Source organism: Bradyrhizobium sp. Ce-3 (assembly GCF_022835695.1).
Taxonomy (GTDB): Bacteria; Pseudomonadota; Alphaproteobacteria; order Rhizobiales; family Xanthobacteraceae; genus Bradyrhizobium.
In genome coordinates this window covers 1-12,486 of record NZ_BQUV01000015.1, presented here as the reverse complement: position 1 = coordinate 12,486, position 12,486 = coordinate 1, and the positions used below count along the sequence as shown (strand labels likewise).

General features: G+C 65.1%; 17 protein-coding genes and 1 pseudogene. 15 read left to right on the top strand and 3 right to left on the bottom strand.

The annotated features are described in order from the left end of the window. Positions 1 to 116: 116 nt before the first annotated feature. From BRSPCE3_RS35110 to BRSPCE3_RS35075, 8 genes are all read left to right on the top strand, one after another. Positions 117 to 539, top strand: coding sequence for a hypothetical protein (locus tag BRSPCE3_RS35110; protein ID WP_244071598.1), 423 nt, complete (start codon positions 117 to 119; stop codon positions 537 to 539). A 77-nt stretch (positions 540 to 616) separates the two neighbouring features. Continuing rightward, positions 617 to 913 carry a hypothetical protein gene (locus BRSPCE3_RS35105; protein WP_244071596.1) on the top strand — a complete coding sequence of 99 codons (297 nt, stop codon included), beginning with the start codon at positions 617 to 619 and terminating at the stop codon, positions 911 to 913. Between the two features lie 9 nt (positions 914 to 922). Further along, positions 923 to 2,344: a TolC family protein gene (locus tag BRSPCE3_RS35100; protein WP_244071594.1), complete on the top strand. Its 1,422-nt coding sequence runs from the start codon at positions 923 to 925 to the stop codon at positions 2,342 to 2,344. 13 nt (positions 2,345 to 2,357) lie between these two features. Then, on the top strand, positions 2,358 to 3,713 hold the full coding sequence (locus BRSPCE3_RS35095; RefSeq protein WP_244071593.1) for a multicopper oxidase family protein: 1,356 nt from the start codon (positions 2,358 to 2,360) through the stop codon (positions 3,711 to 3,713). A gap of 56 nt (positions 3,714 to 3,769) precedes the next feature. Continuing rightward, on the top strand, positions 3,770 to 4,231 hold the full coding sequence (locus tag BRSPCE3_RS35090) for a cupredoxin domain-containing protein (protein ID WP_244071590.1): 462 nt from the start codon (positions 3,770 to 3,772) through the stop codon (positions 4,229 to 4,231). A gap of 29 nt (positions 4,232 to 4,260) precedes the next feature. Further along, entirely contained in the window at positions 4,261 to 4,575 is a 315-nt protein-coding gene (locus BRSPCE3_RS35085) for a copper-binding protein (RefSeq protein ID WP_244071588.1), read from the top strand. Between the two features lie 197 nt (positions 4,576 to 4,772). After that, positions 4,773 to 5,051 (top strand): hypothetical protein, encoded by a 279-nt coding sequence (locus tag BRSPCE3_RS35080; RefSeq protein ID WP_244071586.1) that lies wholly within the window; start codon positions 4,773 to 4,775, stop codon positions 5,049 to 5,051. A gap of 33 nt (positions 5,052 to 5,084) precedes the next feature. After that, complete coding sequence (locus BRSPCE3_RS35075) at positions 5,085 to 5,291, top strand: hypothetical protein (RefSeq protein WP_244071584.1); 207 nt, start codon at positions 5,085 to 5,087, stop codon at positions 5,289 to 5,291. Positions 5,292 to 5,591: 300 nt separating this feature from the next. Here BRSPCE3_RS35075 and BRSPCE3_RS35070 read toward each other — a convergent pair whose 3' ends face one another. Next, the gene (locus BRSPCE3_RS35070; RefSeq protein WP_244071582.1) at positions 5,592 to 6,149 is read right to left on the bottom strand and encodes a lipopolysaccharide assembly protein LapB; all 558 of its coding nucleotides are present in this window, start codon (positions 6,147 to 6,149) and stop codon (positions 5,592 to 5,594) included. A 287-nt stretch (positions 6,150 to 6,436) separates the two neighbouring features. Between BRSPCE3_RS35070 and BRSPCE3_RS35065 the strand changes: the two genes are divergently transcribed. The 4 genes from BRSPCE3_RS35065 (at position 6,437) to BRSPCE3_RS35050 (ending at position 8,886) form a co-directional block, all read left to right on the top strand. Then, positions 6,437 to 6,772 carry a His-rich protein BRANT gene (locus tag BRSPCE3_RS35065; protein ID WP_244071580.1) on the top strand — a complete coding sequence of 112 codons (336 nt, stop codon included), beginning with the start codon at positions 6,437 to 6,439 and terminating at the stop codon, positions 6,770 to 6,772. A 252-nt stretch (positions 6,773 to 7,024) separates the two neighbouring features. Next, positions 7,025 to 7,423, top strand: a complete 399-nt coding sequence (locus tag BRSPCE3_RS35060; protein WP_244071578.1) for a hypothetical protein — start codon at positions 7,025 to 7,027, stop codon at positions 7,421 to 7,423. 304 nt (positions 7,424 to 7,727) lie between these two features. Then, the gene (locus BRSPCE3_RS35055; protein WP_244071576.1) at positions 7,728 to 8,444 is read left to right on the top strand and encodes an outer membrane protein; all 717 of its coding nucleotides are present in this window, start codon (positions 7,728 to 7,730) and stop codon (positions 8,442 to 8,444) included. Between the two features lie 202 nt (positions 8,445 to 8,646). Continuing rightward, positions 8,647 to 8,886, top strand: a complete 240-nt coding sequence (locus tag BRSPCE3_RS35050) for a hypothetical protein (RefSeq protein WP_244071574.1) — start codon at positions 8,647 to 8,649, stop codon at positions 8,884 to 8,886. 67 nt (positions 8,887 to 8,953) lie between these two features. Here BRSPCE3_RS35050 and BRSPCE3_RS35045 read toward each other — a convergent pair whose 3' ends face one another. Then, on the bottom strand, positions 8,954 to 9,205 hold the full coding sequence (locus BRSPCE3_RS35045; RefSeq protein WP_244071572.1) for a hypothetical protein: 252 nt from the start codon (positions 9,203 to 9,205) through the stop codon (positions 8,954 to 8,956). A 543-nt stretch (positions 9,206 to 9,748) separates the two neighbouring features. Between BRSPCE3_RS35045 and BRSPCE3_RS35040 the strand changes: the two genes are divergently transcribed. From BRSPCE3_RS35040 to BRSPCE3_RS35030, 3 genes are all read left to right on the top strand, one after another. After that, positions 9,749 to 10,117 carry a hypothetical protein gene (locus BRSPCE3_RS35040; RefSeq protein ID WP_244071570.1) on the top strand — a complete coding sequence of 123 codons (369 nt, stop codon included), beginning with the start codon at positions 9,749 to 9,751 and terminating at the stop codon, positions 10,115 to 10,117. Next, the gene (locus tag BRSPCE3_RS35035; protein ID WP_244071568.1) at positions 10,114 to 10,962 is read left to right on the top strand and encodes an alpha/beta fold hydrolase; all 849 of its coding nucleotides are present in this window, start codon (positions 10,114 to 10,116) and stop codon (positions 10,960 to 10,962) included. The genes BRSPCE3_RS35040 and BRSPCE3_RS35035 overlap by 4 nt, the downstream gene beginning before the upstream one ends. Before the next feature lie 73 nt (positions 10,963 to 11,035). Next, entirely contained in the window at positions 11,036 to 12,193 is a 1,158-nt protein-coding gene (locus BRSPCE3_RS35030; RefSeq protein WP_244071566.1) for a DUF2652 domain-containing protein, read from the top strand. Between the two features lie 37 nt (positions 12,194 to 12,230). Here BRSPCE3_RS35030 and BRSPCE3_RS35025 read toward each other — a convergent pair. Beyond that, positions 12,231 to 12,486, bottom strand: a pseudogene (locus BRSPCE3_RS35025) (hypothetical protein); the annotation flags it as partial.

The following is a 12,486-nucleotide window of genomic DNA, read 5'->3' as shown; positions in this document are numbered from 1 at the left end:
GATACCCTGCGGGGGTATATAGCGGGTCGCGGTTTGCGGCGGGCTGATTTGCGGTTAGCTTGCCGATGGTTGGAGACGCGAAGCGGGTGTTGGTGCGATTGACGAGATCAGGGCGGATGCGGGCGGGATGTTCCATCATCCTGGCCTATCTGTTCTGCGTGCTCGCGCCATCCTTCGCGCTCGCGTTTGGAGCGCCGTTTCCATGCCTGACCGATGAGGTCCGGCCATCCGTGGCGATGCACGTGCATGATGCCGCGATGGTGCATGCCGATGGCGCCGCGCACGATCATGCTGGCCACGACCATGGCGGCATGCAGATGCATCACGCTGCCGATGCCGCCGAACCGCCTGCAAAGCACAGCCACGACGGCAAGACTTCGCCGGGGCCGTGCTGCGCCTTGATGTGTGTGTCGGCGCTGCCGGCCGATCTTCCGTTGTTCGCCGGACCGTTGCACCCGATCGCGACCCGTCTCACCGAGGCCTTCCAGAGCCTGCGCAGCGAGGCGCCGGCGCGGCTCTATCGTCCCCCCATCGCCTGATCCTCAGCTGACATCGTGGCTGCGCCGCGCGCTCGCGCGCGCATGCCTGTTATTCATCTGACGATCGGGACAGATCCATGTTTTCGCATCTCGGGGCGAGGCTCGCCGCCGTGGCCAACAGGCGTGATCGGCGCGCGCAATTACTTTTATCGCGGATGGCCGCCGCCATCCTCGCGGCCACGCCGCTCGCCGGCTGCATGGCCGACGGCCGGCCGGTCGCTGCCGCCGGCGACCCGGCAAATCCGTCGGCGCACACGGCCGGCGTCGGCTATCGCTCGACGATCGCGCCCTATAGCAGCCTGCGTCCAGCGACACCGCGGCCGTGGCGCGAGCGCAACGACGGCGTGACGCCGCAAACCAAATCGGACCGGTAGGAGGGCGCCATGCGATATCTGGCCATCGCGCCGATCCTGCTGCTGACATCCGCGCTCGCGGGGTGCGCGTCGTTCTCGCCCGACACCGGCATGGGCGTCGTCTCCGATGTGACGGAGAAGGCGATCGGCAAGGACGTCGCCTTCGTTCGTACCGAGGGCGAGGCCGCGACCGTCGACGCCGTGTTGAAGCGGCTGCTGGCGCGCAATTTGACGGCGGATGCCGCCGTGCAGGTCGCGCTCTTGAACAACAGGGGCTTGCAGGCTGCCTATAACGAGCTGGCGCTGGCGGAGACCGATCTGGTCGCCGACAGCCTGCCGCCGAACCCGACCTTTTCGGTCTCCCGCATCACCGGCAACGGCGCCAGCGAGGTCGAGCGTCAGGTGGTCGGCGACATCCTTGCGCTGGCGACCCTGCCGGTCCGCTCGGAGATCGCGCGCGAGCGCTTCCGGCAGGCGCAGCTCAAGGCCGCGCTCGCCACCCTGCGGCTCGCCGCCGAGGTGCGGCGCAGCCATGTCGCTGCGGTCGCCGCGAACGAGACGGTCGCGCTGCTGACCGATGCAAAGGCGACCGCCGAATCGACCGCGCAACTCGCCAAAAAACTCGGCGAGACCGGCGCGATGAACAAGCTCGACCAGGCCCGCGAGCAGGTGTTTTACGCCGAGATCACCGCCGACCTCGCCGGCGCGCGGCAGAACGCGGCGAGCGCGCGCGAGCGGCTGGCGCGCCTGCTCGGATTGTGGGACGGCGATCTTGGCTTCCGGATCCCGAGCAAGCTGCCGGTGCTGCCGAAGCGGCCGCTGGAACAGCCGTCGATCGAGGTCGCCGCGGTTGGTCACCGCGTCGATCTGCAGATCGCACGAATGGAGATCGTGGCGCTTGCCAAGGCGCTCGATCTCACCGAGGCGACGCGCTTCGTCACGCTGCTCGACGTTGCCGGCATCGACAAGCGCACCCACGATCCCGAAGCGCCGGCGTTCAGGGAACGCGGCTTCGACGTCCAGTTCCAGATTCCGATCTTCGACGGCGGCGAGGTGCGGGTGCGGCAGGCGGCCGAAACCTACCGGCAGGCGATGAACCGCCTCACCGAGAAGGCGATCAACGTCCGCTCCGAGGCGCGCGACGCCTACCGCGTCTACCGCTCCACGTACGATATCGCGAGCCACTACCAGCGCGAGGTGCTGCCGCTGCGGCAGATCATCACCGAGGAGATGCAGCTGCGCTTCTCCAGCATGCAGGTCGACGTGTTCGCGCTGCTGACCGAAGCGCGGCAGCGGATCGCCTCGCTGCGCGCGGCGATCGACGCCAGGCGCGACTTCTGGCTGGCACAGTCCGATCTGCAAACCGCGATCAACGGTGGCGGCGCAGCCGGCGCGCCATCGACCCCATCGTCCGTCGCTTCGGCTGCGCCAGCGGCCGGCGGCGATCATTGAATGGAGACAACACATGTTCTCACGTCGTGGATTTCTGGGCACCGCCGCGCTGGTGACGGCAAGCGCGGTCAGCGGCCGCGTTCAGGCTGCCGCGATTCCGGAAGCGCCGACCATGGACAAGGCGGTGATGCAGCCACCGTTGCATCCGACCAGCGGGCCTGACTACCGGCCCGTGGTGACGCTCAACGGCTGGTCGTTGCCGTGGCGTATGAACGGCGACTGGAAGGAATTCCATCTCGTCGCCGAGCCCGTGGTGCGCGAATTCGCCGACGGCATGAAGGCCAATCTCTGGGGCTATAACGGCCAGGCGCCGGGGCCGACCATCGAGGCGGTGGAGGGCGACAAGGTCCGCATCTTTGTCACCAACAAGCTGCCCGAGCACACCACGGTGCACTGGCACGGCATGATCGTGCCGTCGGGCATGGACGGCGTCGGCGGTCTCAACCAGCCGCACATCAAGCCCGGCAAGACCTTCGTCTACGAGTTCGAGATGAAGCACAGCGGGACCTTCATGTATCACCCGCATTCCGACGAGATGGTGCAGATGGCGATGGGCATGATGGGCATGTTCATCGTGCATCCGCGCGATCCGGCGTTTCGCCCCGTCGACCGCGACTTCGTCTTCATCATGAGCAGCTACCTGATCGACCCCGGCACCTATCTGCCGAAGGTCAACGAGATGACCGACTTCAACATGTGGACCTGGAACAGCCGGGTCTATCCGGGCATCGATCCGATGCCGATCCGGCTCGGCGACCGGATCCGGGTGCGGATCGGCAACCTGACCATGACCAACCATCCGATCCACGTGCATGGGCACAATTTCGCGGTGACCTGCACCGACGGCGGCTGGGTGCCGGAGAGTGCGCAATATCCGGAGACCACGACCGACGTGCCGGTCGGCGCGGTCAGGGCGTTCGACATGCTCGCCGACAATCCGGGCGACTGGGCGTTCCACTGCCACAAGTCGCACCACACCATGAATGCGATGGGCCACGACGTCAGAAACTTCATCGGCGTGTCGCGAAAGGATCTGGCGAAGGCGGTCGGCAAGCTCGCGCCCGACGCGATGGTGATGGGTTCGACCGGGATGGCGATGGGCAACATGGAGATGCCCGCGCCCGACAACACGCTGCCGATGATGACCGGCACCGGACACTTCGGCCCGATCGAGATGGGCGGCATGTTCACTGTGATGAAGATCCGCGAGGGGCTCGGCCGCGACGATTACGCGGATCCCGGTCCCTACCAATATCCGCCCGGCACCGTTGCCTATGAGGTCGACGCGCCGGCCGCCGAGCCCGCGCGGCAGCCGCAGGCCACGCCCGAGCCAAAAGCCAAGCCATCGATGAAGGGAATGAAGATGTAGCGGATCGACGCGCCATCCAACGAAGAGCACGCAACAAACTCAGAATGGAGAATCCAATGAAGCACTTCACCACGATCGGCATCGCGCTCGTTGCGCTGTCGGTCACCGCCGCGCCGTCACGCGGTCACGACAAACACGGTCACGAATCCTATTCGGCCGGCGAGCCCGGCGACCCGAGCAAGCCGTCGCGCACGGTCGAGGTCGAGATGAAGGAGATGGAGTTCACGCCGTTCCGGATCGAGGTCAAGCGCGGCGAGCAGATCCGCTTCGTGATCAAGAATGCCGGCACCGAGGATCACGAATTCTTGCTGGCGACCACCGAGGAGAATCTGAAGCACGCCGAGGTCATGAAGAAGCATCCGCACATGGAGCATGACGATCCGAACGGCGTTCGCCTCGCGCCGAAGAAGAGCGCGGAGATCGTCTGGAAGTTCACCAAGGCCGGGACCTTCGAATATTCCTGCCTGATCCCGGATCACCGCGACTACGGGATGACCGGCCGCGTCATCGTGAAGTGAAACCAACGACAAGAGAAAGGACAACGACGATGAACGGGATGATCCGGATTGCACGCGCCACCGCGCTCACGCTGGTGCTGACGTTGAGTGGGCCGTGGAGCGGGGCGTTCGCACAGGGCGAGAGCATCAACGGTGAGGTCAAGAAGATCGACGAGGGGGCGGGCAAGATCACGCTCAAGCACGGCCCGGCCAAGAGCCTCGGCATGGATGAGCCGATGACGATGGTCTACCGGGTCAAGGATCCCGCCGTGCTCAAGCAGGTGAAGGTCGGCGACAAGGTCAAGTTCGAAGCCCAGGAGGGCGACGGCGGCTACACCGTCACGGCGATCCAGAAGGCGAAGTGAGGCGACGGTCGGCGTCACCTGGGCGGGCTGTCGGCCGGATGCAGCCGGCAGGCCCGCCAACCCGCGCATGTGCTCCTGCCGGCTGCAGGCAGGGCCCCAGGAATTCGCCACGCATTTACCTTAAATGACGGCGCCGGGGGAACGTCCGTGGCAGCGGCGCGTTGCTGTGCATCATTTGTGCGCAGAAGGCCCCCTCCATGACAGTCAACGCGGCAATACTGATGGCGGCACTGGTGCTGTCGGGAACGGTGTTGGCGCAGAGCTCGGGTCCTTCGGCCGGCCCGGCAGGGGCCGGGCAGGCGGCCAACCTCACCACGACCGGCCAGGCGCTGAACAACAACAAGAGGACCGGCGACAGCGGCCCGCCGATCGAGCGCGCCGCGCGCCCGGCGAAGCCGGGGGAAGCCACAGCCGGCAACACCGTCGGGGCAAGCCGTCCGCAAAAGCCCGACCGGCGCCTCGAGCACTACCCGTAATCACGCTCCGCAACTGGCCGTAATATTGGGGATTTGGCCGGGCCAGGGCCGCTCCGGCACATCGCGCTGCCGCTGAACCTGATCTCGGCGGCATCGCCGCCGATTCTGGCCGGCCTGTTGACGCGGGGCGGCAGCAATGCCGTGCTGGAGCTCGCGCTCACCTGCTCGGTCGGCGCGCTTGTCATGCTCGCCATTCTCGGCCGCCGCAGGCGCGAGGTCGCCATCGCCGCCACGCGGTAAGCTTACGAGCAGCCGTAGTAAAAGATTGTAGGATGGGTAGAGCGCAGCGAAACCATCATCCGGGTTACGCAGCTCCAACCTCCCCTTGAAAAGGGGAGGTCGCTTTGCTCGCAGAGCAAAGCGGGTGGGGATCTGATCTATCCGTTTGCAGCGGAGCCTGTGGCTGACCCCCATCCCGACGTTCCCCCTTTCAGGGGGAAGGAGAAGTGAAGACGTGTAGCCGGGATAAAGTGCAGCCAGCAAAAAGCCGGCGCGGTCGTCGTGACCACGCCGGCTTGATCAAGAAGATCGTTGGTTCGCTCAGTAAACCAGGCCGGTGCCCGGGGGCTTCTCCAGCGCCGCGGCGAGCGAGCGATATTCGTCGCTGTTGGTGCCGGCGAGCTGGGCGATGCGGTTCAGATGGTATTGTGCCTGGTCGCGGTTGCCCTGTTCGACCTGCCAGAGGCCGTAATACTGCCAGGTGCGCACATGGGCCGGGTCGGCCTTCAGCGCGCGCTCGTACCAGATCTGCGACACCTTGTAGTCGCCGAGCTTGCGATAGGAGTAGCCGATCAGGTTGGCGACGTCGGCACGGTCGTCCTGGCCGAGCGCCTTCAGCTGGTCGATCGCGGCGGTGTAGTCGTGCTTGTCGTAGATGGTGGTGTAGGCGGCGCGATAGCCGGCCAGGAACTTCTGATCGTCGATCGCGGAGCTCTTGTCCTTCTTCGCCTTCTTGCCCTTGCTGCCGCTGTCGGAGGCCGGCGGTGAGGGATTGTCGCTGCCTGCGGCATAGGCCGAGATGACCGGCCCGGCGACGAGCGTCATCGAGAGCACTGCGAGGCCCAAAAACTTCCAATGAAACTTCGGCGACTTGCTCATTCCTGGTTGCTCCTGATCGTTCGTGATCGTGCTCGGCAATCCTACACCGAGGCCCGATGACTTGAACACCCGAGGCTGTGGAACATTCCCGGCCGGTCCCACGATTGCGTGATCCTGCGATCGCGTCGGAGGGGGCGGGGAAGATGACAAAGATGTCATTCACATGAATGAATTCCGTCAGGGTCCTTCAGAACGGGTTCAGTGCGCGGCTCCTAGGGTCACGTGCATTGATCGGTGAGGCCGACCATCCGGCCGGAGACCTCTCGATCCCGAAGAGGAGGACCACCATGCTGAAGACGATTTCCGCCGCGCTGCTCGCCATGTCCGTGATCGCAGCGCCCGCGCTCGCCGCCGAAACCGGCAAGACCGCAACCCCCGCGCCGGCGACCACGACTGCTCCGGCGACCACTGCTCCGACGACCAAGGCCGCTCCCGTCATCAAGAGCGAGCAGCTGCCCTCGAAGGTGCGCAACGCCAACGCCAAGATGCACCACAAGCACTATCGCCATCACCGTCACCACAAGCACATGGGCATGCTGAAGGTGAAGTCGCCGAAGCATGCGGCCAAGCACGTCCATGCCAAGGTCGCGACCAAGCACGTCGTGCCGGCCAAGCGCGGCTGATCAGCGCGACTGAACCTGATCCGAGGGGCGTAGTTCGATCCACATTGCCCCGCTGCTCCCTTTGGATGCAGAACCGGCCCGTCCGTCCATTGCTTCCCCAATGGCGACGGGCCGGAGTGCGTCTGGGCTTCGGTTGAGACCGGCCCGTGCCGGAACAACCGAGTTGCGAATTCCCCGCCCGGCAGTCTATGAGACGCGACCGGGGACCCCATGAAACAGCGTCGTTTGCGCACTTCATCAAAATGGGCGGCAATGCTGCTGCTCTCGCTGCCGCTCGCCGGCTGCCTCACCAGCGATGATGGCGGCGGGACGACCACATTCACCGACGATCGCGGCGTGGCCAACCAGCCGTTGCCGGACCGGTACCGCGAACAGATCCTGGCCTTCATGCGGACCTATTTGAACAACCCGGTCGGAGTCCGCGAGGCGGGAATCGCCGAGCCTGCGCAACGTACGGTCGGCGGGCGGCTGCGCTATGTGGTGTGCGTGCGCTACAGCGCGAAGGAAACCGACGGCAATTATCGCCCGGCCCGCGAGCGCGGCATCATGTTCGTCGACGGCCGGCTTGACCGCATCCTCGACAACGCCGCCGAGGTCTGCGCCGGCGCGTCCTACGCCGCGTTTCCGGATCTCGAAAAGATGTCGCGCTAGGCCGACGAGGATCATGCCGCCTTGTCAGGCCGCGGCGGCCTGTCGCAGGCATGACCGGATCGTTAGCGAACTCCGATCACTTTTCGGGGAGCACTGAACTTCACTTTAGCCGTTTGCGACTTACATGCAGCCGAAATGCGGCTGCTTAACCGGTGAAAAAACCTGCTGTGGCAAGGAACAAACGGGCGTTGTTGCGACCCTGTCACAGCTCGGAAACATCACAGGTCCGGCATTGCCCCAAAGCAACCTAATTGGCGTCACGTTGTTTGTCTTAACAGCGCAGCGTTAGTCACGGGGATCAGAGATGAAGAAGTTTTTGCTCGGCACGGTCGCGCTGGCCGCCCTTGGGGGCCCGGCGTTTGCGGCTGACATGCCGGCCCGCACCTATACCAAGGCACCGCCGCCCTATACCGCCCCCGCACTCGTCTACAACTGGACCGGTTTCTATATCGGCGGCCATGTCGGCGGCGCGTTCACCGACGGCACCAACCTGATGGGCAGCGATGCGCGCTTCATGGGTGGCGTGCAGGGCGGCTTCGACTATCAGTTCGCGCCGAACTGGGTGATGGGTCTGGAAGCGCAGTATTCCTGGCTGCCGAGCTCCTCGAACAATGGCCTGACATTCCCCGCCGGAACCGTCGTGACCGGCAACACCGACCAGCTCGGTTCGGTGACCGGCCGGCTCGGCTACACCTGGGGTCCGGCGCTGCTCTACGCCAAGGGCGGTTACGCCTGGCGCGACAACAACAACATCACGGCGTCGGTCGGCGGCGTGCCGGCGGCGTTCACCACCGACGGCGGCCACAAGGACGGCTATACCGTTGGTGCGGGCCTCGAATACATGTTCGCCCCGAACTGGTCGGCCAAGGCCGAGTATCAGTACTACAATTTCGGCAAGACCACCTTCACCAGCGGCCCGGCCGACGTTGTCGGCGCGAGCTTCCGGAACGACGAGCATACCGTCAAGCTCGGGGTCAACTACCGCTTCGGTTGGGGTGGCCCGGTGGGCTCCCGCTACTGATCGCGCTGTCGTCGATCGAGATCGAGAGGCCGGCCTTCGGGTCGGCCTTTTTCGTTGGCCCGACATTTTTGTTGGCCTGGCGTTTGCTTGTTCAGCCGCTATTCACGCCTGATCGTGCAATGCAAAAAATAATTCCTGCATTGCACGGAACTTTCATCGTGATGCGCTATTGTGGGATCGCCGGGCTGGTGGACAAACAAACATGCGTAGTCTTGCGTTAGGGCTGATCATCTCTGCGGTCTCTGTGCCGTGCCTCGCCCAGACCATTCTCAAATCCGAACCCTTGGCGCTTGCGCCTTATGAGGTCGTGTTCGTCCAGGATTCGTCCTGCACGGCCGGCAAGGTGCTCAAGGTGACGGGCGCGATCCGGGGTCTGCATCGGCGAAAGATTTGCGTGTCGCTCGCCGCCGAACAGGCGTCGCTGGCGACGGCGACACCTTAAGGGCCGGACGGCCGTACCCCACCTACATTCCGGCCCCGCTCTTGCGGGCTGGACGATCTGCTATCCCTCAATGGAGCCGCGGCTCCAGCCGCGCTTCGCGGTCGGCATCGGCCTTGTTCTTGACCGGGTCTTCGTTCGGCTCGAGCTGGCACGGACGGATCTCGTAGTCATTGTCCAGCACCGGGCGCGGGCTGGACTTCTCCTCTTCGGATACGGCATCCACCACCAGGCCGGATTTCCTCGCGAGCTTCCAGACGTCGGCCTCGGTCGGGTACGCCTTGCTGAGCTTGGCGTCTTGATAGAACAGCGCGTACGGCATTCGTGTTTCCCCAAACAACCGACAACGCCAGCACCCGGTTCGGGTTTCAGGCGAACTTGCCGTTCCAATCACGGAACCGTGAGCACGGAGCTGCGGCAAGCATCTGAAAATATGAGTCATTTCGGCCCTTTTGCCGGAGGGCCTGAGTCCTTAACGGGGCGTAAATCCCGGAAAAAAGAATCCCCGGGACTCTCCGGGTAGAATCGCCGGATGCTTCGGGCCATGAGAGCGATCCACCAGCCCCCCTACGAACGCGTGCAGCTCGCGCTTGTGGTTGTGCTGTTCGCGGCCTGCGCCGCCAACGTGGCGCTGGTCTGGTCCTGGCTTTAGGCAAGTCCAGGCTCTAGGCAAGTCCTGGCTCTAGGCAGTTTGGCTCCAGGGAATCTGGTTTCAGCCGAATCTGTATGTGGCGACCCGCGCGAAAACGCCGTGGCCGCGCGACGCCTGTGGCGATTGACGGCCCAGCCATTCCTTCCATCATTGCCGGCAGAACAGGTGCCTGCCGCGGCCAGCGCGGACGGGCTGCGATCGGGGGGAGCCGACATGATCGAAGCGCTGCAGGAACGGGTCAATAGCGACGCCGGCCTGGTGCGGCGCGGCCGCTATCTCACCACGACCTTCCTGCTCGAGATCGGCAAGGCCGCCTGGCTGATCGCGATTCATGAGGGCCGCATCGTCGCGGTGAGGAGGGGCCCGTTCGTGATGCCGTCGTCGTCTTTCGCGCTGCGTACCTCGGACGAGGAATGGGACCTTTTCTGCGAAACCCGGCCGCCGCCCGGCTCCAATGACCTGATGGCGCTGATCAAGCGCCGCGTGCTGACGGCCGAGGGCGAGCTGCAGGTCTTCATGGCGAACCTGCGTTACTTCAAGGAAGCGCTCGGCAAGCTGCGCCGCGAGGGAGCCGCCGCATGAGCGCCAAATTCGAGCCGATCATCGGCCGCTACATGCATCTCGAACTGTCCGGCCGGGCGCACCGCGTCTATGTCGAGGAGGCGGGCGAGGGCACGCCGCTGCTCTGCCTGCACACCGCGGGCGCCGACGGGCGGCAATATCGCGGCCTGATGAACGATCCGCGTGTCACCCGCAACCATCGCGTCATCGCCTTCGACATGCCCTGGCACGGCAAGTCGTCGCCGCCGCAGGGCTGGCACGACGAGGAGTACCAGCTCACCTCGGCGCAATACACGGCGATGATCCTCGCCGTGATCGACGCGCTCGAGCTGGAGAAGCCGATCGTGATCGGCTGCTCGATCGGCGGCCGGATCGCGCTGCATCTCGCGCTCGAGCATCCCGAGCGCTTCCGCGCCATCATCGGCCTGCAGGCCGGCGCGCATGTCGACCCCTATTACGACCTGAATTTCCTGCACCGGCCGGACGTGCATGGCGGCGAGGTCGCGGCCGCCATCGTCTCGGGCCTGGTCGGTCCCGACGCGCCCGACAAGGAGAGGTGGGAGACCTTGTGGCACTACATGCAAGGCGGGCCCGGTGTCTTCAAGGGTGACCTCTATTTCTACAAGATCGACGGCGATATCCGCGCCCGCATAGCCGAGATCGACACCGGGCGTTGCCCGCTGTTTCTGCTGTCCGGCGAATACGACTATTCCTGCACGCCGGAGGAGACGCTGGCGGTGGCGAACAGCATTGCCGGCGCCGAGGCCACCATCATGAAAGGCCTCGGTCATTTCCCGATGAGCGAGAACCCGGGCGAATTCTTGAAGCACCTGCTGCCGGTGCTGGAGAAGATCGGCGGCAGCTAAACCGCCCTCGACCTCGCATGGCGCGCTGTGACAGACTGCGTCATTGCACGAAACGATTACGCGGGAGGTCTCCATGCTTCCGAAGGCTGAAGCGGCATATTTCGCGATAGCCGACATTTCCGGCTATACCAACTTCCTCGCGGCGGTCGAGCTCGACCATGCGCAGGACATCATCGCCGATTTCATGGACGTGGTGGTGAAGGGGCTGCGCCCGCCGTTTCGCCTCGCCAAGTTCGAGGGCGATGCCGCCTTCGTCTACGCGACCGGGACGATCGACGGCTCGCTGCTGCAGGACGCGATCGAGGGCGCCTATTTCAAATTCCGCCGTCGGCTGCGCGACATTCGCCAGGCCTCGACCTGCGAGTGCAAGGCCTGCGTCGCGATGGGCGATCTCGATTTCAAGTTCGTGATCCATCACGGCGAGATGGTGAAGCAGAAGATGGGTGGCCGCGAAGAGCTCGCCGGGCGCGACGTCATCCTGGTCCACCGGCTGCTCAAGAACAGCGTCGGCGAGAAGCTCGGCGGCCGCGCCTACGCGCTCTACAGCGATGCGGCGATCCGCGCCATGGGCGTCGATCCGGTGGCGCAGGGTCTGATCCCGCATCACGAGACCATCGACATCATCGGCGATGTGACGCTGTGGGCGCGCGATCTCGAAGCGGCTTGGCAGCACGACGACGCGCAAACGCGGATGGAGGTGACGCGCGACGACGCCTACGCGATCCTGGAGTTCGACATCGCCGCGCCCCCGCAGACGGTGTGGGAGTTCATCACCGTGCCCGGGCAATGGCAGAAATGGTGGGACGCCGACGACATCGTCGAGGAGTCAGGCAAGGGGCGCCGCGGTGTCGGCACCAAAAATCATTGCGCCCACGGCAACCATACCAATGTCGAGGAAACACTCGACTGGCGCCCGGTCGATTACTTCACGGTCGGCATCACGCTGCCGGTGCCCGGCGCGCCGCGCATCATCATGACCCGGGCCGTTCTGGAACGCCCGGACGGGACGTCGCGTTTCGAACTGCGGATCGCCAAGCCGAAGCCGAAGGACAAGGCGTTTCTCGACGGCGCCGCGGCGAAATTCGCCGAACGCATGACCCAGGCGATGGCGAGCTTGCGATCGATGGCGGAAGACAAGCAGCCGGTCGGCGACGCCATGGAGGAGCCGGCGCTGACGCGACCGAGTGGCCGCTTCCTGACCGAGCCGGTGAAATCCGGCGCGCGGGGCTGAAGTTCAGTAGTCGGTCCGGAAGGTTAAGGCGTGCCGGTTACTTGCCGGAGCGCGGCAGGTCGCTGTGGTCGCGGATTGCGGCGCGGACCTTGGCCATGGTCGTGGTGCAATATTCCTCGCGCTCCCTCAGGAAGCGCTGCTGCTGGGCGCGGAAATTGGCAACCCGCTCCCGCACCTCGGACCCGAAGTCGCCGCCGATGTCGAGTTTTGCGAATTGCGGCGGCTGCGCCGGGGGCGGCGGGACTTCGACGACCGTCACTGCCAAGGGCGAGGGCACGGGCGGCGGTGCGGGG